A 23,496-nucleotide genomic window follows, 5' to 3' on the forward strand; every position below is an offset into this window, starting at 1 on the left:
CCTCCCTAGTAGCCGACGGCGATCCAAGTAAATTGATCAGGGTACGTTGCCGCGGCGTTTCGATACTTGAACCCGGTTGCCGTCAGATAGTTGTTATGGAAGCTGACACTTCCCTCATTCTGCCCAAAGACCAGCGACATCGGCCCAACCGGGAAGGCGATCGGAAAGGTGACCAAGTAATCAGCCGCCGCTGCCATCGCGGAACCCCATTGAATAATCAGACCGCCCGGCAGCTTCTGATAGCCGTTAGCCGCAAGGGCTGACAGGCCTGTGCCACCGACTGCGATCCAACCTGTTCCCGAAGAAACGAACTCTGACGCAACACCCTCGCTAAGCACGAGAGTGGAAAAACCAGCCGGGGCGCCATTAGGCCCGGAAAAGTTGCCGTTGACGGACGCCACCGTAATCTTCCAGCTGCCCGCTGATGCCTGAATATAAAACTTTGTCCCAGCAGGCAGTAACGTCAGATCGGGCAGCGTAAGGGTAATGTTCACCCCGTTTGCATAGATGTACTTACCCGCATCCGCAGCCGTCAAAATCGTGCTTGCCGAGTAAGCGACGTATCCGGCCAGACTGCCCGACGCCCGACGCACAAACTCGGTCGTAGCGAGCTTCAGGGAGCTATCAAACTGAGCCGGCGTATTCGCCGTAGGATTGATCAGCGCCGGCGAATTGATGGGCGCAAAGCCTTGTGTCACGTTCTGGAAAGTTAGCGCCGTGGTGCCCAGGACAATCGCGCCGTCGGTGATCAACTGCCAGCGGGTATCGGCCAACGTGATGCCCTGCTCGACCGACACCAGCAACGCCGAGGTCACCTCGGCATTCGAGTCAGCATCTGCCGCACGCGACCAGCCTCCCGCTGCCGCAACCCAGATGCCATTGTCCTTGGCGGCGTTCTGGTTTTTCACCAGCACTCGGTCACCGACAGCCAGTGCCACGCCATCAATGGACTGAAGCCCGGTCAGCGCAATGTTGGCCGTGGTCGCGACCCGCACCGACTGTTTGTTGTCGAGTTTGTACAGCTCTTCCAGAATCTTTGCGTCGACGTACTCACGTGTCGCCAGCACCACTGACGGGTCAATCTTGAGCTGAATGTTGCCGGTGCTGGTGACGATGAAGTTCATCCGCACGATTTGCGTGCGACCCGAGCCTTGCGACAGCAGCGGCTTGAAGCTTGGCGCACAGTTGGCCACCGCCACCAGATCGCCGTCCGCATCATAGAGGCCGATTTCGCGGATCCACTTACCGCCCTCATCGGCGGGGATGATCTGCTCGGCGATGATTACCGCAGGGTTGACCGGATCGATCTTCAGCTGGTTGAGCGGCTTGCGGCGCCACTCGTTGAGCAGCTTGGTTTGACTGGCCGACGGCACCGCATTGGGCGGATCCGCTAGCCCGTTCGGGTTGGCGTCCCCCAAGCCCATTTGCGTGATCAGCCAGGGAATGCCGAGCGCGTCGGCGTTCGCTTGCTTGGCCATCCCCACGTTCGTGAGGATCGCGAAAAACTGTGAATTCGCATCAATCATGATAAACGTCCAGGGTGTCTATGGTGTGTTCGCGGCCGACCACGCCAAAGCTGCCAGTGACTTCAATGTCACGCATGACGGGCGGGTAAACGTCGATTTCGTCGCCTTCGTAGACGGACACGGCGATATTCAAATTGCCTTGAGTTTCCAGGCTGATCGCCAGCCCAGTCAGTTGTCGGGTGACGGGTTTAGCGTCGTCAATCAGGCGCTCAAGCTCCTGATACATTTCCTCGGTGATTCCGGTATCGAGCACGCCGACCTTCAAGGCAAAGGTGCCCGGCACACCCTCGGGCACTGTCTGGAACCACTCGACAATCTCGATCAGATAGCCCAGCGGCTCGACCACGCGACGCAGCGCGCCGATCGTGCCCTTGTGCTTGTGGATGTAGAAAGACGCCTTGATTGCTGCGCGCTTGGTCGCCTCGGACCATCGGTAGTCCCAACGATCGACCGACCACGCCCATGCCAAGTGCGGCAGCAGATGCACCGGACAGGTATCAGCGTTGTAGAGGTCACGCAGTGGGACAATCGTCTTTTCGAAGAACGCGGCCTCCATGGCCCGTTCCAGTTGCGTGCTGTTGAGCGGCAAAAGACTTTTCATATCAGCTCGCCAGCCTCACGTTGAACCGCGTACAGAACGCCGCTTGCGCCTTGGTCGGTGCCAGATCCTGCCATCCGACCAACTCAACCCGGGCAACGCCTGCAACGTGCAACTGGGCGTCAACAGCGGAGCGGGCGACCTCGACGCCCAGCCGCTTGCGTGGATTGATCCAGGCTGCCAAGCGGCTTTTGGCCTCGGCCAGACTGGCATCCGCTTCCGGGCCGGCGCTGGCCATGTGCAAAATGGCATCAATCTCGTAACGGATCACCTGCGCGCTCTGCACAGTCACCCGATCACCAACCGGGCGCACGTCGTCGTCATTCAGAGCAGCGGCTACAGTGGCCAGCAGCTCCGGCGGCGCTTCGCCTTCTCCGTCCAACCCCAGCACCGTGACCGTGACGTAACAGGGCGCCGGGCTTTCGGCCGTGGCATCTGCCACCAGCCCAGAGGCATTACGCGCATGCAGGATGTAGCTGTTACGCGGGCCGGCCGTGGTCAAGCCCTCATAGGCCAGCTGGATACGCTCGCGAAACGGGTCGTCGTCTTCCATGACCTTGGGCACCGGCGGCACCGTCAGCAGATCCTCGGCCTGAATGACCAGGCGCTGCAGATTGACGTTGGCACCCAAGTGATCAAGGTCGCCGCGAATGGCATGCGCCAGCAATAGCGCCTTGCCGGCGTCATTGACCCGGGCTCGGTTGCCGACCTTGTTGTAGGCCCCGACCTCAAGCACTTTGACCACTGGATCGCTTTCCAGCGCGGCCGTCCAGTTACCGCCCATGTACCCGCGAAACACGCTCAGCCCGTCCTGATAAACCTCTTCAAAGTCCAGAGGCTCCAGCACGGTCGGCGCCGGTAGCGAGGACAGATCTACGGTACTCATGCGGCCACCTCCAACGTGACGCTGTCGCCCAGGTACTTCCCGACGATTTGCAAATTGATTTGCCCGCCAATGACGGAAATGACCCGCACCTGATCCAACTTCAAACGCGGCTCCCAGCGCCCGAGAGCGCGTGCGACCTCAGCCTGTACGGCGCTTTTCCAGCCTTCGTTGATGGGCAAATCGATAAACCGCCGTAGCTTGCTGCCGTATTCCATGCGGTGCCGGCGACTGCCCAGCGGCGTGCTCAAGATGTCGGCAATGGATTGGCGAAGGTGCTTGATGCCGGATATGGGTAGGCCGGTCTGGCGATCCATTCCGATCATCGATGTCACTCCTTGAACGGCTCGTATTCGTCGCTGGCTTTCAGGAACTTGACCGCTTCGATGTCGGAGGCCGGTACCACGACCGCCGCCTTCTCGACCGGATAGGAACGGTCAGTACCGGGCACGAACAACAGTCGCGACGTGTAGAGCTTGTCGCGGAATTTCAAAGACTCGGGCGATGAGAACGGTGAGGATGCAATTGCCGGTTCCAATGACGCTTGCACCTCGGTGACGATCGTATCGATCTTGGCCATGTATTTCTCCAGGCAAGAAAAAGCCCGCACTGGGCGGGCTGTGGTGAATGAATTAATGCGTGTGGTGATTACTGTTTCCTGTGGCATCAATGATTGCGCCGGCGCTGGTGATGCCCTTGGTGACGTGTAAAGCGCCGTCGATCATCACCGCCGCTTTCAAATTGATGTTGCCGGTGGTCACGCTCACGGCGGCGTCGGTTACAACCGCTTCCGTGCTCGCCACTTTGATAGTGACCGTACCACTTGGCAGGGTGATGGTGTAGCTCTTGGCTTGCCAGTCGTAGATCAGCGAGCCGCCATCATCAAAACGCCAGACCTCGACATGGTCGCGGTTGTCTGGCGGCGGTCCGGCATTGCCATACAGGCCCGGGACAAACGTGCCTTGCGACACGTCACCGCTGGGACTGATCAAACTGCCCTGCTCCCCCAAAGATGGTGCCCGCCAATGCCTGGCCTTGCCCGCTGCGATGCTGTGCCACCGCACCCAAGCGCTGACCCATTCACTGCCATCCGACACGCGACATACCGGCGGCGAAGCGGAAAGATCCACCGCGACCACGTAGCAAGCCTTTACCGCCCCCGCGATCATGCGGTCATGCTGGGCGCTCGCGTAGCTCATGGCAGATCCTCGGGCTGGAATGGACCATTACCTGGATTAACGTCCAACACCAACGACCCCGGCGGTTCGTCCGGCCATGGCCATTCCTCAAGACCGAGATATACCTGCTGAGTCCACTCCACCAGCCACACGGTGTATCCATCCAGGTGCGGCTGGGTCCAGTCCTGCAGCGATTGCACAAACTCGGCAGGTTCAACTGCCAACCCCCACGTCTGCGCGCGAAGCAGCACCGCCAACTGCGTCGCCAATTGCACGGCCTGCTGATGATGGTGCGGCTTGATCGGGTCAACGATGATCCGAGCCTCGAACTTGCAGACCAGCGAGGTTTCGCCGGTGCCGATATCGGTACCCGGCTCGATCTCGGCCACTTCCAGAAACACCGCGGGCAGCAACACGCGATCCTTAATGTCTGGCCAGGCTGTAACGGCCTGCACGCCAGGTAAGTGGGCACGCAGATGCTGTTCTACCGCTCGATAAAGCTGATCCAGGCTGAACGGTTCCTCAGACATTGCCGATCCTCTTGAAGTATTTCTGCAGCTCAAAGTTGAGTTCCTGTTTGAGGATCTCTAGCAAGCGCTCATCCGCCTTTTTGACCCAGCTGTCGAAGTGCGGCCGGGCTCGCTCCAGCGATACCTTGGCTTTGGCCAGCGGGAAACGACTGCCGTTTTCGGCGACCCAACCCGAACTCGGCCCGCGACCGGGGGACACCGTGCTGTCCGGGTAGTCGTCTCCGTTGAAATGCTTGCTGGCTGTGCGGATCCAGATGTCGGGTTTGTTGCCGTAGACCTTCTTGAGAAAGGCACCTTCATAACGCCGCCCCGCCACCGACACACCGCTCCCGGTCTGCCGCGCCCGGCCGATCCGGCTGGACTCGATAGAGTTCAAGCCGAACCACAGTTTGCCGCTCGCAGCCCCGCCGGAAACCGGATAGCTGCGCAACCGCTGACGCACCGCTGCAACAGCAATGCGCTCTGACCGGCTGACGGCTCGGGCAATGTGCGTGCGCAACCAGCCCAACGTCTTGTTGATTGCGCGTCGATGCGCCGCAGCGGCCGCTTTCGGCACCACCTTGGCAAAGTCCTGGAACGCCTGAAAATCTGCGGCCGAGGACTGGATAGAGATCATCCCGCCCCCGGCCGAGGGTTTGAAATAGCTGCCGACGCTCATGGCCGCAACCTCAGAATCAGGGCGACCAGTCCGTCGCCGCTCGGTTCGAGCTGTATCAGGTCGTAGTCACCGCCGCCATCCAGGGCAGGCAGGTCAACGCTGACCAGCATGCCCTGTTCCAGACCTTGCGAATCGCTGACGCGGATCTCGAAGCGAGGCTCGCGCAACCCGGTGTTGAGCTTGCCGAACTTGGGTTGCAGCCAGGGCGCGGCAAACATGCCGAGCACTGGCTCTTCGCGACCCTCGATCCGTGCGGTGTCGCCCAGCGTCTCGAACACCACCGCGTCGACTTCGGCGATCAGATCGCGAAAGCCCATGGTCAGAGTTCCAGCAGGATCTGGGCGCGCGGTCGAGTGCACAAGTGCAGCGGGTTGGACTGTGCTTCACCGGCCATACCTTTGTTGAAGGGCAGCGGCTCGATCATGCTGTAGTACGGGATGCCCTGGGTGTTGACCGTTTCCATGTAGTCGGCCGGTGCAAACACCGAGATGTACAGATCGGGCACGCCTTCCGGAACCAGCAGCGCCTTGTCGTCATGGACAAAAGACACGCCGGCGACCTTGCCACGGTAACGCTCCCAGATGATGCCGCCGAACTCGAAACTTTCCCGGGCGTCACCACGCAGCGCTGCCGCTTGCTGACTGTTGAGATAGGTCTCTTTGACCGACTTGTGAACAATCAGCTTGTTCCAGAAGTTCTTGCCGCAGAAAGCGCGCGAACCGGTACTGGTCACGCTGCCCAGCGCATCCTCCTGCATGTCCAGCGCCTCACCGCACATGACCCGCAGCTCGGTATCGGCCTTAGTCAGCGCCATGGACATCTTCTGACGCTGCACGCCGAAGCGCTCATACAGGTCCAGCAGCACCGTCGAACCATCAGCGTCGAGGATCTGGCCGTTGAGTGCGCCCATGCGCTGGAACTCATGGGTTGCATCCAACTGTCGACGCGCCTTAGCCAGACGCGCATTGACCACGTCCTGCACCGCCTGCAGCTCAGTGCGAGTGCCGAAGGCGCGGATGCCTTGGATCTCATCCGCCTTGATAGTGAAACGCTCCGGCAGGTGCACGGTGTTGAACGGGATCAGGTTGCGCTTGCTCGCAGCAACCACCAGGCCAGAACCACCGCGCTCACCGGCCGGCACCAGTGCCAGGGTGTCACCGTCCTTTTCAATCTGTACGGTCAGGGTGGTAATGCCTTCCTCGCGGAACAGGCCCAGGGCGCTGATGCGGCCCGGCAGGTAGGGTTGATCATTGAGTGCAGCGGTCAGCGAGGTAACGGTAAACGCTTCGTCTTCAAAAATGGCGATATCGGCCATGGGTACTCTCCAGAAACGAAAAATCCCGCACGCGGCGGGATGCATACAAAAAAAGGATCGACTTAGCGGACGATCACGAAATGCGCGGCGAGTGCTTTCTCGGCGGCCAGATCGAGGCCGGTCAAATGCGCTTCACTGACCTCGGCCAACCGCACCACGGCGCGACCGCGACGCACCACATCGGATTCACCGAGCGGGCCGTACAGAATGGCGACGGCGTTTTCGGTGCCGTCCTCAGCCGTTGGGTTGTACGGTGCGAATTCGCTGGAGGCGGTCACCAGCCCGAGGACTTGTCCCGGCCACAACTCTGAACCGGCCGCGACGTTGATCGCTTCACGCGAAATGGTGCCGGCGCCTTCGGACAGCAGGAATTCACCTGCGTGCATCGGTTCCTGTTTGATGTTCATGCTCGTGCTCCTTTCGCGCCGCGCGCGGTTCCAGTTTGAGCCGCTTGGCGAGCAGCCCAAATCGAGTTGGGGTCAGGTTGTTTGGCCAGCACCTTGGGGGCCGGGTCGTCCGCCAGCGGCAGACTGTTGTCGATTTCAAAGCCCTTACCGCTGGTGACAATCTTGTCGAACAGACGCGCCCGCACCGCCGGCGCATCCAGACCTGCCGCGACATACTCGGCGCTGAATTCAGGCAGTCGCGCGGCCACGCAGAGGTCGTTAATCGCCTTGGCGCGTGCCAGACCCACCAAAACGACCTCTTCACTTTCAAGCTGGGTGGACTTGAGCAGCGGCTCGATCAGGTTGCTGATGCCCGCCGCCGTGCAGCGCTGAGTGACCAGCAATGCCAACTTGGTCGAGTCGACTACAGGCGGCACCAGCGGCGGATCGACAGGATCAAGATCCGGATCCGGTTCGGGCGCCTCGTCGAGCTGGGCCAGCAAATCAGCCGGTGCGTTCTGGAATCGTTGCAGCACCGCGCCTTGACCGAGACAGGCTTTGACCTTGACGCCGTCGCCCACTTCATCGGCCAGCCCCAACGCCACCGCTTCGTTGGCGGTCAGCCAAGTTTCAGCATCAACCATTCGCCGCAGTTCGGCGTCATCAATGTCGGGCGCCTTGGCCTTATAGGCCGCGATGATCGCCTCCAAGGTCTGATCCAATACATCAGCAACCCGGCGGAAGTCCTCAGCGCTACCGCCTGTATAGGTGTATGGGTTGTGAATCATCAACATGGCGTTGGCCGCGATTACTACGCGGTGTGCGCCGCACACGGCCACACTGGCCGCACTCGCGGCCAGTGCATCGATCCGGCCGGTGCAGCGCTCGCCCAGCCGCGACAGCGCGTTGTGCATGGCCATACCGTCGAACAGGTCACCGCCGATACTGTTGAACGCGGCGACCACCGGCGACACACCATCATCCATGGCGCGCAGATCCTGCACGAATTGATTGGCAGTGATACCCCAAGCACCGATCTCGCCATAGACGAAGACTTCGATCACTCGCTCGGTGGCCTCGCCGCTGGCATGAACGGCGTACCAGGTCTTGTCCTTGACCTCGACGCGTTTGCCGGCGCGGTTGTAAATACGCGGTTTCGCGCTCTTGCTCATGGTTGCTCCTTGTCGTCGGTGTCTTCGACGGCATCAAGGGTGTTGTAGTTGAGGCCCAATAAGGTGGCGCGCGCCAAATCGGCGGCGTTTTCCAGATCAACCGTTTCGGCGTCGTAGCCGGTACGCAGGACCATCTCGCTGCGCGACGAAAAACCGGCTCTCACCTCCATCGCTCGTGCTTGCACGTCCTGAACCGGCTGGATATAGGCCCAGCCTTGCGGTACCCAGCGAGTGCGAAGGTACTGGCGGCGCTTCTGTGCGTAATCGTCCAGCACCAGAACACCCGACAGCACCGCCATGTCCATCCACGCAGCCCGTACAGGACGGCAAAGTTGGTGCACGTATACGCTGAATTGCAGTTGCTCCAGACGGCGCCGAAATTCGTTGAGCACCACGCGAAGCGCCCGGTCGTTGATACCGCGCATGTCTCCGGTGAGGATCTCGTAGGGCGTGCCCGACCCCGCTGCAGCAGCCATCAGTTGTTGCCGCATGAAGTCCGGGTAGTTGTTGCCAGCGTCTGGCGGTTTGGAGAACTCCACCTCCTCACCCGCGCCCAGTTCCTGCATGGTCCCCGGTTCGAGCGCGACCATCGGGGTGAAGCCATCGCGATCCAGATCGAGCGGCTGACCGGTCACCGGATCTCTGGGAAGAGGCGCCGAGTCCGGCGCTGGACGCTTGATGAAACCGGCAAAGAGGTTGGCCACTTCCTGACGGAACAGCACCGCGTCGTCGTAGTTGTCCAGACTGCGCAGGCGTTTGAGCACCGGCGACAATCGCGGCACACCGCGCAACTGGCCAGGCTCCACCGGTTCGAAGATGTGCAGCACCTGAGTAGCCGGCACGCGGACCAGTTGGTTGTAGCCTGCGTTCAGCGAGGCTGCATCGCGCGGATGCGACAGATACATCCAGTACGCTACCCGCTTGCCGCCGGGAGTGAACTCGATGCCAGCGCGGATGACGTTGCCGTTTTTGGTGGTCTCGAATTTGTCGTGCGGCACAAATTCCGGTGCGAGGATCTGCAGCTGCAGCGGAACGGCCAAGCCTTCGTCCCGACTGCGTGGACGCAACCGAACGAAGCATTCGCCCGAGGTTTCCACCGTGCGCGCCACCAACGCCTGCTGGCCGTAGAAGTCGGTGCGATCATCCGCGTCCGACTCATCAACCCAATCCCCCCACAGCTCCTGCAGAAGCTTGCGCAAAGCATCATCGCCGGTTGTGGGTCGAGGGGTGATACCCGTGCCGATCAGGTTGCTGACGCGCTTGTCGATGACGTTGAAGGCATACGGGTCATTGCGAACCGCCGCCCGCGAGCGCGAGCGCAGATTGCGCAGGGCGGGAGTGTTGATGCTGTTGATCCCGTTGTCGGGAGCGTCCCAGCCAGTGGAGCGTCGCCCTTCTCCAGCGCCTTCGTAACTGGCCTTGATGTTGGACGGCAGGACAAATCCGTTACGGGTCAGCGTTGGGAAGTGTCGGGCCATCAGACCCCCTTCCCTGCGTGGTATAGCCGGACCACACCTGAGCGTCGCCCGGCGGCGCTGGCAAGTGACGAGCGTATTTCTTCACGCGCCTTGAGCAGTTCATCGACCGTGCGGTATTCCACGGTGCGGTCGGTGTAGCGCACAGTTTTCTCACCACGAGCAATGGCCGCCTCAACCGCGTCGAGGTGCTTCTTTGTAAAGGACATATCAGCGTCTCTTCAGATAGCCGCTGGCAGAGCTGCGGCGTTGAGGGGGGGCTGCCGGTCGTGATTGTGTAACCGGTGCAGCGGGTGGGGGTGCGGGTTGGGCTTGGCGTACAGCAGCGGGCGCCGGTGTTTGCTCAGCATCAAGTCGCTCGCCCTGAACAGGCTTGATGCTCAAGGCATCATCGAACAATCCGGACTGGGCCAGGGCTTGTCGCACCCTGTCCCAATCGTGTTCCTGATAGCGGTTGATGCCGAGGTAATGCGCCATCGCAAGGCAGTACACCATCAGGTCGAGCGCTTCGTTACGCTCAGCCTTGCCTTTCACCCATTCGATGCGCTTGTGTCCGCGCACGTAGCGGACGACTTTGCGCTCGGCGACGCATTGGGCGAAAAACTCGTCCGGCAGGTCGTTGGCAAAGTGCAGCGAACCTGGGCCATCCGGGAATGGATAGCGGTTGTAGATCCAGTCTTTGGCGGTATCGGTACCGACGAACCACAACTCGGCACCGTTGCGTTCGGTCTGGCCCTTCCAGGTCACGTCGACCATGGACGGGCGCTGTGCAATCACCGGCCTACCAGGCTTGCTTGCGCCCTTGATGGCGAAGATGTTGCGCCAACGGCGAACGCGGCAGAACTGGTAGACCTCATCGGTGTGATGACCACCGGAGTCGACACCCGCGGCGAGAATCGCCAGACCCACACCACAAGGATGCCGGTAACGAGCTTTGAGTTTCTCGTCCAGCACCGCCCAGGTGCGATCGTCTGCCGGATCGCCCCAGATGATCTGGTGATCGACCACCCAGCGCTCCATTCCGACACCAAAGCCCATCACCATCATTTCCAGGCGGTTGGCCTGGACGTCGACAGAGCCGGTCAGCATCAGCACACCGGCCGGCATCGTACCGAGGGTGTAACTCTCCAGCCGCGCCCGAGCGATCAGCACTTCCGCCTTGGTCTGTTCGAGCGCGCTGTCCCAGACCTTGGCCAGACGGGTGTTGTAGAACACCTGCATAAGGCTTGTGTCGCCTTGGGACTGGGCTTTTTTGGCATCTTCGAACTCGACGGCGAGCGAGGCCCAATCCATCCAGCCGGTCGGCGAATACAGGGCGCTGAGATGAAACCCCACGGTCTTGCCATCGCCACCAGCATGAGCGCGCCACTCACCTCGGGCGAGCATATCGCTTTTGTGGTGCTCCTCGATCAGCACGTCGCATTCAGGAGCAGCGCACTCGTAATGCACGGTGGCGAAGTCCGCGCTGTAGTGCAGCCGCTCCCACTCCAACACCTGCATATGGCTGCAGGTGGGACACGGCACATAATAGTGACGCTGGTCGCTGGACTCGAACAGATCGGCGATCCGCGAGGCACCCTTGATCGTCGGCGAGCTGGAAAAATAGATCTTGGCGTTGCGCCCGAAGTTGGTCGCCCGCGTTTCGGCCAGCCTGATGGGATCCCCCTCCTGACCGACATCGTTTTCCCAGCGGTCGACTTCGTCGCCATAGATGTAACGTGCCGACAGCTCCGAAAGGTTGGCCGCAGAGCCGGCGGTGGTCACGTACAGCGAACCACCTTCAAATTCCTTGGTGTCCATCGTATTGCGGGCATCCCGTGAGCGGCTGGTGGCCACGCGCTCACGCAGCACCGGGGTGGCCTTGATGGTTTTGCTGATCCGCCCCGAGACCCGCTTGGACAATCCAAGGCTGGGCAGCAAGGCTAGGATGTTTGACGGCGCCATGTGGATCAGGCCCCCCATCCAGTTGAGGGCGATCTGGGTTTTCATCAACTGCGAGGCCACCATGGTGACCACGCGCCTGCAAGGGTGAGCCGGCGACAGGCAACGCATCGGTTCGCGAGCATAAGGTGTCCGCGAGGTGCGGTACTGGCCTGGCTCTGGGGCGCCGGTGTCTCGCGGGATTCGCATGTACTCGTCGGCCCATTCATCGATCCAGAGATCGGGATCAGGACGCAGTCCACGGAAGTAGTTCTCACGGTACACCTTTGCACCGTCAGAAAATTCCGTGTGCATGGGTTTAATCCGCTATCAGGGCGTGTTCAAGATCCGCTGAAGAGAGGCGCTCAGCTTCTTCCAGCGTCCGACGAATTGTTGCCGTCAGGTGTTTTTCGATTTGCCAGGGATCCGTCATCGCCGCCAAGTCATAGGACAGTTGCGGCAGCGGTCCAAACAGTTGGTCGCGCAATAAACGACCCGCGTCATAGGCCCCGGTCTCTACTGCCTCTCGGGACACCAATGAGCCTTGCGCTTTGCCCAGTTCGATCTCGGCCAGCTTGGCCATGTTGTGTTCGCGCAGCGCGCGGGACTTCTGGTAGTCGGGGTGTTTGCCATCGACAGGTATTAGTTGCGGCGGCGCAGCCGTGGAAGTCGGTTCAGTCAGTGGGGACAGTTGACTGTAAACGTCACGCTGAATCCGCTCTTGCTGGTGACGTTCGGCGACTGCGGCCTTGCTCGGGTCGCTAGTCTTATCGAGCAGCGCCTCAGTAGCCTCAAGATCAATCTTGCCGTTTTCGGTAAGCACCAGACGATCCTGGCTGGCCAATTTGGAAACATAGGATTTGGCCCACCCGCGCCGGGCCGCAAACTCCGTTTTGCTGATGATTGTCATGGTTAATTTCTCCAGTTCACCCCGCGAGTTCACCTGTTCACCCCCAGTTCACCTAAGTTCACTAAGCTGGTGAACCGCCCGCTAACACGATCCCGCGGGTTTCCGACCCCGTACCCTCCGAATAACCCCAGGGTCCCCGGCGGTTTCAGGCTGGCCCGCCCCCATTCGGCGGAACTTCGCACACGCCCAATCGCTTGGCGGCCCATCGTTCGTACAACCCAATGGCTACGTCCGCGCCGGCCATCGCCGTCAGGCAACCCAAGGCGCCCGCCGTCCAGATTGTCATGCCGGCGGCGATCATCAGCATCATCGCTGACACCCCGCAGACAATGCAGGCACCAGACCGAAGTGCCAGCCTGCGCAACAATGCCCAACCTCGCGCCCCGTCCTTATCGGCCCGCCACATCTCTCCCGATACGCCACCGACCAGAGCCAGGACGATCACTAACCAGATCGGCATTTCTGCCAGTGCTTGCTGCTCGCTTGTCATCGCCAACCCCTAAACGCAAAAACCCGGCGCAATGGCCGGGTTTGGTGGTTGGTACGTGCCGCTCTCTGCGGTCGCACCTATCGAAGATGACTACTTTTTACAGGGCGATTCCGGTGGCAGCAACCCCGGTTTAATGCCACCCGGTGAATAAGTGGTCAATGTGGGGTGAACGTCTAGCGAATGTAAGCGAATAACTCACCACGGCATTCTGTTGTTTCGGCGGCGTCCCATCTGTCCCACCTTTTAGAATTGAGGTGGGACGCCTGAGAGCGCCTAGATTCGGGGCTTAGTCCCACCGTCCTACTTATTTATCTATTTTCTCGTGTAAAGAGAGAAATTTATAAACACGCTGGCGCGTGAAGCGCGCGCGCATTGTGTCTGCTACGCATATGCGGGCGGGTGACGTTGCAAGGTGGGACGGTGGGACAGCCCAGCAAAGACAAGGCCCGCACCTGTCCCACTACGTCTAAACATAGTGGGACAAGGCGGGCCGGTGGGACAGCAACAGCCGGACGAAAGCCTGGGGTCACGCAGCCATCCCCATCATCACGCCGAAGATCTGCAGGTGTGCCTCATGCAGGCGCTGGTAGTACGTGTCACGGCCACAACCGCAGTGCGCGTACCGCAAGCGCATATCAACATCGAGCGTGCAGTAATGCTCCCGCACAACCGTCACCAGCTCAGGCGGAAGATGCTTGTTAACGATCAGCTCGATGTCGAGAGAACTCTCCAGCGGCGCACGAAAGGCCCGCCGTCCACGAATCAGTTGCCCATTGCTCTCCATCATCATGGCAACCATGTTCCCCCCAGCAAGCCCCCCTTTCGAATGTTCGGAATGCAGCTCCTGCGCCCACAACCGAAGCAGCGAATCGATCTCTTTAATCACCGAAACAAGGCTCCTCTGAAGCTTCTAATTCCAAGGCAGGCGCCTTCCCCCAGTCCGCTGGTTTTTTGTAGCCCCACAACCGCTGCCGACTCTTGGTCATTGCACCGAGCCGGAAACGTCTCCAGCCCAACCGATGCAGGATTGCACCGACACGCATTTGCTCCGGCTTACCCCAATGTCCCGGGTCGAGCTTGAGTGCCTGAGTCAGGACCTCGCTGCCGGTCGTGGTCTCACCAATCTGCGACTCTTCTAACCAGGTCAAGATCGGTGTTTCCCATTCGTCCACTACGAAGCGCTCGTCCTGCTCCTCCGCGAACAATGCCGCCTCATCCAGCGTTACCCACCAGAGGTCGCCCGCGTCGTAGCAGAATACCGCCTCGGCCCAAAGCTGGTCGCGGATCGAGCGCAACAACTCCAGATCCACCTTGGTACATGCCACCGGCCAATAACGGCGGTTACCGGTCGCGTCCTTGAGGTATTCGTCCTGGTTCGTCGTACCCACGAACACGCACTGACGCGGCACGTCCATGGTGCGACGGCCGTAGCTCTCGCGATAAGTGTCCGTGGACGCCGAGAAAAACTGCTTGGCCTTGGTACTCTCGGCCTTGTTGAAGCTGTCCAGCTCGCCCAGCTCGACAATCCACTTGCCCCTGATCGCCTGAAAGCCGTCCTTGTCGCCCAGCGCGAACGGCGTATCCATGAACCACTCGCCGCCGAGAATGCTCATCGCCGTCGACTTACCGGCGCCCTGCGCACCCTCAAGGATCATCACCGAGTCAGCCTTGCAGCCAGGCTTCATCACTCGCGCCACGGCCGACAACATCCAGCGCTTGCCAACCTTGGACGAGTAGTCGGTGGCCTTCACACCCATGACATCGGTGAGCCAGCTTTCCAGACGAGGCACGCGATCCCATTCGAGCTTGCGCAGGTACTGCCGCACCGGATGAAACGCATGATCATGTGCGACCACACTGACCGCCTCGATCACATGGGACGCCTTGACCCGAAGGTTGTATTGCTGCGCGAGCCACTTCATCACCCGCACGTCATCGATGTCCGCCCAGTCTCCCGTGCCGCCGCCATAAGGCGCCGCACGTAGCTTGACGAGCTTCGAACTGAAGGCGCTGTAGCTGATGACCCCAGCCCAACGTGGATCATTGGCCAGTATCAATTCAACGTTCTGCATGTGTGCGATCAGAGCGCCGCTATCGCTGCGAGCTAGAAGATCTTTCCAACCACCTGCAGCCGGAGGCTTGACCACAGCCAATACCTGACGGCGCACCGCCTCCAAACCCTCGGCGACATGCAGATCGTTGAAGTCGGTCCACTTCACTTCCCGCTCACTGGAGAAGATCGGCGCAACCACTTGGCCACCGACGATCAGTGCCGCGTTATTGGCCTTCTCTTCACCTGGGTTCCAGGCGTCGCCGTTTGGCTTCGTGGTCTTCCAGTCATCGTCCCTGCAAATGATCAGAGGGCAACCGGCAAACCGCTCGCGCATGGCCTTACACACGGCCAGCAGGTTACCCGCGTCGAATGCCACCGCCACGGTCAGCGAAGTCGCCATGTGCAGGCTGGCGCCGGTGGCGTAGCCCTCACATACCAGCACTGGATCACCTGGCTCAGCATCCGGCCCGATAAGGTGGAAAGCACCCTCTTTCGACATCCCGTAGGGCCAGTAAGACTTGTCCCGACCGGTGTCTTCCTGTTTGCTCGGGTAAATCACCTGAAGCCCGACGATTTCGTCCCGCGCATTGCTCATGGGAACCAAGACTGCACCTGAGCGCGGCGCGTAGCGAACTCTGAAACCGACAATCTGCTTGCGGTCCAGATACTCGCTGCGACCCTTCTCCGGCATGCGCTGGAATAAGCCGTCCGCACGCTTCGCCGCACGGCGCGCCGCATTGGCTGCCACCTCAGCAGCACGACGTTTGCCCTCCTCCTGACGGGCGCGCATAACCTCGCGTTCTTCGGGAGACATCCGACCGGCCTTAACCTTGATCTTCTGCGTTTCGCCCGAACGCCAATCGCCGAATGAGCCGAAAATAAGCGTCTCGCCTTTCTCGGTGCGATGTTCATGGGCGACATACCAGCCGTTTTTCTCGGTGCCCTTATCCTGCGCTGTCTTGCACCGAGTGAGCTTACCGAACACCAGCGGCTGCGCTGGTAAAAGGCCGTAGTCCGCGAACTGCGCCAATACTTCATCGAGCATGACGAGCTCCCTTCAATTCCGCGAGGGAAAGACAATCCACACAATGCGTGCAGCCAGGCTGCGCCACACGGCGCGCTTCCGGAATAGGCTCATCGCACTCTTCGCAGAACAGAAACGAGTGCTCCGCCAAGGCAGGTTTGGCGGCGATTCGACGTGCTGCGAGCGCTTGGTCGACACGCTCTAGAACCAGATCATTAGCGAAGTCTGCGATGTCAGCCATGGTCAGCACCTCGCGTCGTCTGATTGACGTAGGTGGCGCGGTTGAACAATCCGAGCAGACCCTGAATCCCACGGAATACCTGCAGACGAATAGCCGCCAGTTCTTGGTCGGTGACGACGCCGTCACCGATGCTCTTGGCCCAGGTCTCGGCCAGATCCGCCACTTGCCGGAAATACTCCGCGATCCCGGTCGTCAATGTCTCGGGCATGTCGTTGGTGTAGGCCTCAGCCAGTTCCTGCCAAGTCGTGTCGCCGACCAGCGCATGCACCGCATCCAGAATGCGGCGATCCTTAGTCAGTTCCAGGATCTCGCCAAACTCTTGGATGTTCACGGTGTGGCTTGGATGGGTTGGGGAAAGCTTGTGCTGCAACGTCGTGGCGTTGCGGCCAGTGGTTGCTGCGATAGCAGCGGCTCCGCCTGGGTAGTCGCGTGCAGCGTGATAAAGCGCAAGATCGAGCGGCAGGACTTCCCGCTGGGCTCGATCTACAGAACTCAGAGCGATTCGGCTCATGGCATTAATCCTTGAATGTTGCCAGTGCCGCACGACAGGCAGTAGTGATACATTTGTCGTGTGGCTTGATAGGCCCAAACGCCGGCGAGGTCCCTATGACCAACACCGGCACCGTGCCGGGGCGAACAATCCGTTGTTCCCCCCTGGCGCAAACGCTGCCAGCTCTGTGGTGGAAAAGGCAGCAACACCAAAGCTTCCGAGCTCTGGAAAACGCGAGAGGAATGGGCGGTTTTGCATTTGGTTTGCCCGCCAATCCCAATCGCGGCCCGACAGCGCTGTGGTGGTGCGTGTCGGGAGGAACTGGGCGACCCTTGGGTCGCCTTTTTTCTAAGCTACTTTTTTGAAATCTATCTCTGGCGGAAAGACATCATCAAGCGAGCATTTGACTCCGAGCTGATTCAACGCAGCCGTAATTGCACGAGATTCTGCAAGTCCAGCTATACGCCGTCCGGACTCATAATTACTAAGCCGTGTCTGCGTCCATCCAAGAGTCGAAACCAAATCCCGCTGCTTTATACCCGCCCTTTCTCGATGGTCAGCGATCCTGTTCATAACGACCTCCTATAACTGAAGCGCAGAATAAACACGATTCGTGATTTTTACAACACGCAAAGTGCGATAAATTTATTTCAATGCGTGGTAAAAAATGCAAATGAACACACTCGGCTCACGCATCAAATCACTTAGAAAAGCCAAGGGTATGAGCCAGAAAGATCTGGCCCTTGCCTGTGGCTGGGAATCACAATCTCGCATAGGTAACTATGAGAAGGACCAACGCCAGCCCAACCTTCAGGATCTAGGGAAAATTGCTGCTGCCCTAAAAACGTCGCTCACACAGTTGGTCAAAGATGTCGAGGGGCCGTTACCTCACCTATCTGGTGATGCGCACGGCAACATTTACGACATCAGATATCCTCCTCGACTCAACAGCAGCCAGAGCGAAGGATTGACGTCGGCAGGACAAGCGAAAACAGGGAGTGTTCCGGTGGTTGGAACCGCACAGCTGGGCAATGAAGGATATTTTGAAGCGCTTGATTTTCCTCCAGGCCACGGCGATGGTTACCTAAGTATCCACAGCGATGACCCAGATGCCTACGGGTTGAAGGTTACCGGCGACAGCATGCTTCCCAGGATCAAAAATGGTGAGTACGTGCTAATCGAACCCAACAAGAACTACTTCAGCGGCGATGAGGTCGTGGTAAGAACCACAGAAGGCCGAACGATGATCAAGGAGTTCATTTACCTGAGAGATGGGATGTACCGCTTGGATAGCGTAAACGCCGAACACCCACCAATTCATATCGCCGCGGCCGACGTAATTGAGATCCACCTAGTCGGCGGCATCCTAAAGTCATCTCGTTTTTTGCACGCGCCGTGAAAAATAATCACATATCGTGTTGACTTAAAAAACACACTGCGTGATATTTGCCTCACTCTCACACCACAGAGCGAGGCATCACCTATGCAAACCAGTGCAACCCTCCACATCCACCCGGCGTGCGTCAGTAATAAAAAGATGATCGAGCAGCTGCAGTCCATCACCGGCTGCTTGGTCATCATTCACAACAACAAACCGAAGCTTATTGCTAAGCCCCAAGCCTCTCCATTTGATCCAAATGGCGGAGGGCACGCGGCATGAGCAAATACCGAATCGACAACCGCACCCTGCAATTACTCAAAGCTCAGGTCAACCTGACCGAAACCTTCAATCATGTCCTACGAACCGCTCCCACTCGCGAGTGCCTTGCGTTCCGTCTCAAAGTAGAACGGGGCGCAACTGAGACAGCATTCAGTGTCGAGCTGGGGACTGAGCGTCACACGCTGACCCTTCCAAGCGACAAGAAAACTCACCTTAAGCTGGCCGACTTCATTGAAGAGATTGCCAACGGACCGCTCGATCCGAGCAATAGCAGCGATCCGGTTCATCTCCCGCATGCCAGCCGCGTATACGGCCGCTTTGAAACCCAAGACAAGCAGCGCGTGCTTGAGCTGGTGCGCACCGGCGGCGTGCTGAGCCTCGACATGGGGTTTGATCTCCCCCTGCACGTTGCCATTCACCGTACACACACGCGCCGAGGGGCGACCATCATCCTAAGCATCGGGAACAAAAGCCCCAACACCCGATGCTTCACCGTGAGCGACACCGATGCCGAGATTTACCTGATGGTTATCGAGTCCATCAACCATCTCGCGGCCGCAGCAACACCTGCCGCACATGCGGCATGAGGTGGACGACATGGAACGCACCCTCGCCCAAGTAGCCTCGCAATTAGGTCTCACACGTCCAAAACTGATTGCACTCATGCGGGAAAAAGACCTGCTTAAGGGCAACTTGCCGGCTTACCCAAAACGGGACAAAGAGTATCTGCGGGTTAAGGACGGCACTTGGTATGACGAAAAGTACGGCTTGCAATACAGCCAGTCGACGCGGGTCAAGCAAGCCGGCATTCGTTGGCTGGCTGAAAAACTCGGCATCGACCTACCTGAAATTCCGGCAGACCGCCGTGACGTGGCCTAGGGAATATGCCCGACAGATCATCGCAATGCGGACACGAGAGGAGCGCAATGCCGCGCTCCTTGAGGTGCCCGAGCATCTGCGGGAGTTGACCAAACGCCATTGCCTGAACGCCTGGAACCATCCAGCAAGAAGCAAACGCAAGGAGGCCACACAAAGCCATGAGTAATGCAGCCCAAGCCCCACTGCGGCTACGCCCCGCTCCTGAACCAACGACCATCGAGCTGCTGTACCGCACCTTCGGTGATGTGCTGATTCCGCTGGAGGCCGTACGCGAAAAGTATTTCCGCAACCTCAACGAGCAAAAGTTTGTGATTGAAATCAACAGCGGTCGGATCCAGCTTCCGATCACCACACTGGACTCAAGTCGGAAAGCGCCCAAGTACGCCCACATTCGACACGTTGCATCGCTCATCGATATCCGCGCCTACCAGGCCGACGAAGAAATGCAGAGCCAGCAAGACGAGCCAACCGAGTAAGCCTTATCCCAAGGACTGCCACCACCAGTCCGACCCTGAACCAGGAGCAAACCAAATGACTGCAATTCAAATCTGCGCACTCATCGCCCTAATCATTCTGGCCGGACTATTAGTCTGGGCCGGCTACATCATGGGCCGTACCGACGGCATGTCCGCTGGCATGAAACATAGCGACGACATCCTGCGCGCCGAAAGCGCCAAGACCATTCGCGAGCTAAGAGCCTCCCTCGAATTCATCAACGCCGACCACGCCCATTTGGCGCAAGTCAGCAAACGCCTTCAGCAAGCGTTGAAGTTCGGCAATACCGAACGCCAGACGCTGTTCGATATCGCCGAAAAGCTCCGCATTGCCGCCGATACGTTCGCCGCCTTCCGCACGGGGAAAAAACTCGAACGAGAAACCCGCGCCCTGCTCGACCAGGCGCTTGCCATGGCCGAATTACTGAGACCCGCTGAAATCACAGGCAATGCAGAGGTTGAGGTAATGCCTCTTCGTATTGCTCTCAGCACGGACGATGCGGAGAAGGCTGCCGTTTTTTTCCAACAAGACCACCAAGCAATCGCCACCGCAATGCATACAGCTTTAGGCGATGCCGCATGAGCGAGATTCTGACTTCCACCGGCAAACGGTTCGAACTGTTCAAACCCGACACCATCATGATTGATCCGAACGACATCTCTCACGCACTCGCCCATGTGTGCCACTTCGATGGCCAAGCCCGCGAGTTCTACAGTGTTGCCCAGCACAGCTGCATCGTTGCCGCCATGGTGCCGGAAGAACACAGACTCGCAGCCCTACTTTATGCCGCCACCGACGCGTATGTGCCCGTCATCAACGAACACCCCAAGATATGGATGTTCCTCCAACAGCATTTTGAAGATGTTATTTGGCAACGTATTTGCGAGCGCTTCAGCCTTTCCCTTGAGACTCCCGAATGCGTATACGAGGCAAGCCTCGTTACGATGGCCACCGAATACCGAGATCTCATGCCAACAGCCCCGGTTATCCGTGAATGTCTTATCGGCATCGAACCTTCAGTCGAAACCATCCGTCCCTGGCCTGCTGCAGAAGCTCAACTCAATTACCACCAGCACTTGATGGATCAACTAACTATCGAACTTCGGAGGAAAGCGGCATGAAGGTCCCACAGAACATCACCCATACCCAGGCCGCTTTGCTCCGCAACAATGACGGTATCGCCACGCGTGTAAAAAACAGCTGTTGCGTAGCAGCAAGCATTATTGCTCCTTCCAGCAGCACCGAGGCGCTTATACCCCACGAAAAGCTGCGCGAGGCAGCCACCCTCAGTGCAACGCTAATCGCTCAGAATCGCCAGCCCGCGCAGCTTGTTCAGGGGTATAAGCGTCCTTCACTGGAGGCCATGTGAATGAGCTGGCTCTTTTCGCAGGCGCTGGTGGCGGAATACTCGGCGGCCACCTCCTCAGCTGGCGCACCGTCTGCGCCGTTGAGCGTGATGCCTACGCCGCACAGATTCTGGCGCAACGACAAACCGATGGACTGCTCCCGCCTTTCCCGATTTGGTCTGACGTGTGCAGTTTTGACGGACGCCCTTGGCGAGGCCTTGTTGACGTGGTTTCGGGAGGATTTGCTTGTCAGGACATCTCGGTCGCAGGCAACGGCCTCGGTATCACCGGCGCCCGCTCAGGACTGTGGCGGCAGATGGCACGAATTACCGATGAGGTACGACCGCGCTACGTCGAACTGGAGAACTCACCATTGCTTGTGGGAAGAGGACTTGCCGTGGTGCTCGGTGACCTTGCCGAAATGGGGTATGACGCGCGATGGGGTGTTATCGGAGCGGCAGACCTCGGCGCCCCTCATCAGCGTGACCGGATCTGGCTCATCGCAGAAGACACCCTTCAGACGATGGCCAACACCCGTGGCGAGCATGGCAAAGGGATCCTCCCGTGCCGCACTGACTCGCCGATCCGGGGCCGACCGTTCGAACGATCGCCTAGATCACGCCGTGATGGCACTGGATGGTGGTCATCTGAACCCGGAATGGGCCGAGTGGCTGATGGGGTGGCCCATCGGGTGGACCGACTTAAGTCCATTGGCAATGGACAAGTTCCACTCGTGGCAACGGCAGCATTCGAATTGCTCTCCAAGACAAGCTAATAAGGTGGTCGCATGAACACACTTTTTTTACTTATGGCGCAGTACGATGGCCAAGCGGTGATACCACTCAGCCGCGTTTGCGCCGATTATATGTCTTTAACTGTCGAAAAATTTAAACTCAAGTGCTTGTCGGGTGAGATAGACATACCAATTGTAAGACTAGGTGCAACCAGTCAAAAAGCCGCACTGGGAATTCATCTGAAAGACTTAGCAGAGTACATAGATAGACAACGTGAGAAAGCAGCCACAGAGCAAAAAAAATTAATGAGATGAGACCAAACAGTCAAGGGCTGGAGAAACCAGCCCTTGTTCTAACTAAGCAGCCATTTTTCTAAGAATTGATTCAGACAAAATATCCAAAAGATATTTTGACATGACTGGCGAGACGCTATTACCAATCATACGAAATGAATGCCAAATCGTCGGGTGAAATAAAAACCAATCTGGAAAGCCTTGGAGCCTCGCTGCTTCCCGGACAGTAATAACGCGAGACTCTAAGGGATGAATGGGTCTCATAGCCTGAAAGCTCCCCTTATCGCTTCCAGTACCTGCACGAAGAGTAGGGCAATATCCATCCCAAGATAAACGGGGATAACGGCTCACAGCCTCGATTTTACCAGGAGGCGTAGCCGCGAAACGCTCTACAACTGCAGGAGTATGCTTAGTACCCAAAACACCAGAAACGTATCCATTGGCAAGCATTTCAACTGAAATACTTGAGCCTAACCCATTGAGAGGCGCTAACTTTAAATTTGACGCGTAGTCAGAAACATCATCGCTAGTCGCTTTAACCCACCTGAAACCACCCACGACAAGAGAATTACCGAGCGAGCAAGGGGAGGGCAAATCACTGATCGCCTCTCTTACAGTGGTGGATTTGACATCAGGCTTCATCAGCGACGATATATCAGGCAAAGACATACAATTTGAATCATAGCCTACTACCACTACTCGTTTTCTTGATGTTGCTGCACCGCAATCTAGTGCATTGACTTTAAATGGCCCTACAACAGTATATCTTTTATCAACAGACGCAATCGCAAGTTCCAATGTAGATTTGTTTTGCGAGTCCAATATACCCTCAACGTTTTCCATAACGAAAAACTTTGGCTGTAGAATATTTACTTGTTTGAAAAAGTGCATCACTAGATTGTTACGAGGATCCTCAGGTTGACGCAAGCCAATGCGGCTGAAGCCTTGGCAGGGTGGCCCACCGATAACACCATCTGGTTTGATATTGCCAATAGTCTCCTTCCAAAAGTCTTTGGTCAGGAGAGAGATATCGGCTAACACTGCCTTCACATTTGGAAAATTCAGGCGATATGCAGATTGGAGGTTAGGATCAACATCCACTGCAGCCAAGACTTTAAAGCCTGCTAACTCTGCACCTAGCCCAAAGCCGCCGCATCCGCAGAAAAGATCAACAATGGTTGGCTGGCCTTGCATCATAGTATCGCCCAAATTTCCTATCATAGCGTTTTCCCGCCATTTT

The 23,496-nt window shown here is 58.4% G+C and carries 33 protein-coding genes; 10 read left to right on the forward strand and 23 right to left on the reverse strand.

Annotation, left to right across the window (positions count from 1 at the left end; genetic code table 11):
* Positions 1-5: 5 nt before the first annotated feature.
* The 22 genes from AB4N41_RS26375 to AB4N41_RS26480 all read right to left on the reverse strand — a co-directional run bounded on the left by AB4N41_RS26375 (position 6) and on the right by AB4N41_RS26480 (position 17,422).
* The gene (locus tag AB4N41_RS26375) at positions 6-1,526 is read right to left on the reverse strand and encodes a phage tail protein (protein WP_460138267.1); all 1,521 of its coding nucleotides are present in this window, start codon (positions 1,524-1,526) and stop codon (positions 6-8) included.
* On the reverse strand, positions 1,519-2,127 hold the full coding sequence (locus AB4N41_RS26380) for a phage tail protein I (protein ID WP_460138268.1): 609 nt from the start codon (positions 2,125-2,127) through the stop codon (positions 1,519-1,521). The genes AB4N41_RS26375 and AB4N41_RS26380 overlap by 8 nt, the downstream gene beginning before the upstream one ends.
* A 1-nt stretch (position 2,128) precedes the next feature.
* A complete protein-coding gene (locus AB4N41_RS26385; RefSeq protein WP_460138269.1) occupies positions 2,129-3,010 on the reverse strand; it encodes a baseplate assembly protein in 882 nt (293 codons plus the stop codon).
* Complete coding sequence (locus AB4N41_RS26390; RefSeq protein ID WP_460138270.1) at positions 3,007-3,333, reverse strand: GPW/gp25 family protein; 327 nt, start codon at positions 3,331-3,333, stop codon at positions 3,007-3,009. The genes AB4N41_RS26385 and AB4N41_RS26390 overlap by 4 nt, the downstream gene beginning before the upstream one ends.
* Before the next feature lie 5 nt (positions 3,334-3,338).
* Positions 3,339-3,587, reverse strand: a complete 249-nt coding sequence (locus AB4N41_RS26395) for a hypothetical protein (RefSeq protein ID WP_460138271.1) — start codon at positions 3,585-3,587, stop codon at positions 3,339-3,341.
* 52 nt (positions 3,588-3,639) lie between these two features.
* Positions 3,640-4,206 carry a phage baseplate assembly protein V gene (locus AB4N41_RS26400; protein ID WP_186633567.1) on the reverse strand — a complete coding sequence of 189 codons (567 nt, stop codon included), beginning with the start codon at positions 4,204-4,206 and terminating at the stop codon, positions 3,640-3,642.
* The gene (locus AB4N41_RS26405) at positions 4,203-4,715 is read right to left on the reverse strand and encodes a hypothetical protein (RefSeq protein WP_460138272.1); all 513 of its coding nucleotides are present in this window, start codon (positions 4,713-4,715) and stop codon (positions 4,203-4,205) included. The genes AB4N41_RS26400 and AB4N41_RS26405 overlap by 4 nt, the downstream gene beginning before the upstream one ends.
* Complete coding sequence (locus AB4N41_RS26410) at positions 4,708-5,373, reverse strand: hypothetical protein (protein ID WP_460138273.1); 666 nt, start codon at positions 5,371-5,373, stop codon at positions 4,708-4,710. Before AB4N41_RS26410 ends, AB4N41_RS26405 begins: the two co-directional genes overlap by 8 nt.
* Positions 5,370-5,690: a head-tail joining protein gene (locus tag AB4N41_RS26415; protein WP_034155914.1), complete on the reverse strand. Its 321-nt coding sequence runs from the start codon at positions 5,688-5,690 to the stop codon at positions 5,370-5,372. The genes AB4N41_RS26410 and AB4N41_RS26415 overlap by 4 nt, the downstream gene beginning before the upstream one ends.
* Positions 5,691-5,692: 2 nt before the next feature.
* Positions 5,693-6,688: a major capsid protein gene (locus AB4N41_RS26420; RefSeq protein ID WP_460138274.1), complete on the reverse strand. Its 996-nt coding sequence runs from the start codon at positions 6,686-6,688 to the stop codon at positions 5,693-5,695.
* 62 nt (positions 6,689-6,750) lie between these two features.
* On the reverse strand, positions 6,751-7,095 hold the full coding sequence (locus tag AB4N41_RS26425; protein WP_460138275.1) for a head decoration protein: 345 nt from the start codon (positions 7,093-7,095) through the stop codon (positions 6,751-6,753).
* Complete coding sequence (locus tag AB4N41_RS26430; RefSeq protein ID WP_460138276.1) at positions 7,092-8,246, reverse strand: head maturation protease, ClpP-related; 1,155 nt, start codon at positions 8,244-8,246, stop codon at positions 7,092-7,094. The genes AB4N41_RS26425 and AB4N41_RS26430 overlap by 4 nt, the downstream gene beginning before the upstream one ends.
* Positions 8,243-9,724, reverse strand: coding sequence for a phage portal protein (locus AB4N41_RS26435; protein WP_460138277.1), 1,482 nt, complete (start codon positions 9,722-9,724; stop codon positions 8,243-8,245). Before AB4N41_RS26435 ends, AB4N41_RS26430 begins: the two co-directional genes overlap by 4 nt.
* Positions 9,724-9,930, reverse strand: coding sequence for a phage head-tail joining protein (locus AB4N41_RS26440; protein WP_460138278.1), 207 nt, complete (start codon positions 9,928-9,930; stop codon positions 9,724-9,726). The genes AB4N41_RS26435 and AB4N41_RS26440 overlap by 1 nt, the downstream gene beginning before the upstream one ends.
* Position 9,931: 1 nt before the next feature.
* Complete coding sequence (locus tag AB4N41_RS26445) at positions 9,932-11,956, reverse strand: phage terminase large subunit family protein (RefSeq protein WP_460138279.1); 2,025 nt, start codon at positions 11,954-11,956, stop codon at positions 9,932-9,934.
* A 4-nt stretch (positions 11,957-11,960) separates the two neighbouring features.
* Positions 11,961-12,551: a terminase small subunit gene (locus AB4N41_RS26450; RefSeq protein WP_100847397.1), complete on the reverse strand. Its 591-nt coding sequence runs from the start codon at positions 12,549-12,551 to the stop codon at positions 11,961-11,963.
* A gap of 145 nt (positions 12,552-12,696) precedes the next feature.
* Positions 12,697-13,041 carry a phage holin family protein gene (locus tag AB4N41_RS26455; RefSeq protein ID WP_186633590.1) on the reverse strand — a complete coding sequence of 115 codons (345 nt, stop codon included), beginning with the start codon at positions 13,039-13,041 and terminating at the stop codon, positions 12,697-12,699.
* Between the two features lie 526 nt (positions 13,042-13,567).
* Positions 13,568-13,927 (reverse strand): PA0613 family protein, encoded by a 360-nt coding sequence (locus tag AB4N41_RS26460; RefSeq protein WP_038362361.1) that lies wholly within the window; start codon positions 13,925-13,927, stop codon positions 13,568-13,570.
* Positions 13,920-16,139 (reverse strand): VapE domain-containing protein, encoded by a 2,220-nt coding sequence (locus tag AB4N41_RS26465; RefSeq protein ID WP_460138280.1) that lies wholly within the window; start codon positions 16,137-16,139, stop codon positions 13,920-13,922. The genes AB4N41_RS26460 and AB4N41_RS26465 overlap by 8 nt, the downstream gene beginning before the upstream one ends.
* A complete protein-coding gene (locus AB4N41_RS26470; protein WP_460138281.1) occupies positions 16,129-16,359 on the reverse strand; it encodes a TraR/DksA family transcriptional regulator in 231 nt (76 codons plus the stop codon). Before AB4N41_RS26470 ends, AB4N41_RS26465 begins: the two co-directional genes overlap by 11 nt.
* Positions 16,352-16,870 carry a phage regulatory CII family protein gene (locus AB4N41_RS26475; protein ID WP_038362352.1) on the reverse strand — a complete coding sequence of 173 codons (519 nt, stop codon included), beginning with the start codon at positions 16,868-16,870 and terminating at the stop codon, positions 16,352-16,354. The genes AB4N41_RS26470 and AB4N41_RS26475 overlap by 8 nt, the downstream gene beginning before the upstream one ends.
* A 327-nt stretch (positions 16,871-17,197) precedes the next feature.
* Complete coding sequence (locus tag AB4N41_RS26480; protein WP_080750752.1) at positions 17,198-17,422, reverse strand: helix-turn-helix transcriptional regulator; 225 nt, start codon at positions 17,420-17,422, stop codon at positions 17,198-17,200.
* Positions 17,423-17,522: 100 nt separating this feature from the next.
* Here AB4N41_RS26480 and AB4N41_RS26485 point away from each other — a divergent pair, with 100 nt between their 5' ends.
* The 10 genes from AB4N41_RS26485 to AB4N41_RS26530 all read left to right on the forward strand — a co-directional run bounded on the left by AB4N41_RS26485 (position 17,523) and on the right by AB4N41_RS26530 (position 22,277).
* Complete coding sequence (locus tag AB4N41_RS26485; RefSeq protein WP_460138282.1) at positions 17,523-18,248, forward strand: XRE family transcriptional regulator; 726 nt, start codon at positions 17,523-17,525, stop codon at positions 18,246-18,248.
* Between the two features lie 84 nt (positions 18,249-18,332).
* Positions 18,333-18,509: a hypothetical protein gene (locus AB4N41_RS26490; RefSeq protein WP_460138283.1), complete on the forward strand. Its 177-nt coding sequence runs from the start codon at positions 18,333-18,335 to the stop codon at positions 18,507-18,509.
* Complete coding sequence (locus AB4N41_RS26495; protein WP_460138284.1) at positions 18,506-19,096, forward strand: hypothetical protein; 591 nt, start codon at positions 18,506-18,508, stop codon at positions 19,094-19,096. The genes AB4N41_RS26490 and AB4N41_RS26495 overlap by 4 nt, the downstream gene beginning before the upstream one ends.
* A 10-nt stretch (positions 19,097-19,106) precedes the next feature.
* Entirely contained in the window at positions 19,107-19,388 is a 282-nt protein-coding gene (locus AB4N41_RS26500; RefSeq protein WP_038362346.1) for a phage antirepressor KilAC domain-containing protein, read from the forward strand.
* 158 nt (positions 19,389-19,546) lie between these two features.
* Complete coding sequence (locus AB4N41_RS26505; protein WP_460138285.1) at positions 19,547-19,864, forward strand: pyocin activator PrtN family protein; 318 nt, start codon at positions 19,547-19,549, stop codon at positions 19,862-19,864.
* 55 nt (positions 19,865-19,919) lie between these two features.
* Positions 19,920-20,465: a hypothetical protein gene (locus AB4N41_RS26510; protein ID WP_460138286.1), complete on the forward strand. Its 546-nt coding sequence runs from the start codon at positions 19,920-19,922 to the stop codon at positions 20,463-20,465.
* Positions 20,462-21,004, forward strand: coding sequence for a phosphohydrolase (locus AB4N41_RS26515; RefSeq protein WP_460138287.1), 543 nt, complete (start codon positions 20,462-20,464; stop codon positions 21,002-21,004). The genes AB4N41_RS26510 and AB4N41_RS26515 overlap by 4 nt, the downstream gene beginning before the upstream one ends.
* A complete protein-coding gene (locus AB4N41_RS26520) occupies positions 21,001-21,252 on the forward strand; it encodes a hypothetical protein (RefSeq protein ID WP_460138288.1) in 252 nt (83 codons plus the stop codon). The genes AB4N41_RS26515 and AB4N41_RS26520 overlap by 4 nt, the downstream gene beginning before the upstream one ends.
* Positions 21,249-22,004, forward strand: coding sequence for a DNA cytosine methyltransferase (locus AB4N41_RS26525; RefSeq protein WP_460138289.1), 756 nt, complete (start codon positions 21,249-21,251; stop codon positions 22,002-22,004). The genes AB4N41_RS26520 and AB4N41_RS26525 overlap by 4 nt, the downstream gene beginning before the upstream one ends.
* Positions 22,005-22,016: 12 nt before the next feature.
* On the forward strand, positions 22,017-22,277 hold the full coding sequence (locus AB4N41_RS26530; protein WP_460138290.1) for a pyocin activator PrtN family protein: 261 nt from the start codon (positions 22,017-22,019) through the stop codon (positions 22,275-22,277).
* Between the two features lie 42 nt (positions 22,278-22,319).
* Here AB4N41_RS26530 and AB4N41_RS26535 read toward each other — a convergent pair whose 3' ends face one another.
* Positions 22,320-23,477 carry a DNA cytosine methyltransferase gene (locus AB4N41_RS26535; protein WP_460138291.1) on the reverse strand — a complete coding sequence of 386 codons (1,158 nt, stop codon included), beginning with the start codon at positions 23,475-23,477 and terminating at the stop codon, positions 22,320-22,322.
* Positions 23,478-23,496: the final 19 nt, after the last annotated feature.

This window comes from Pseudomonas sp. S2_A10 (assembly GCF_054668465.1).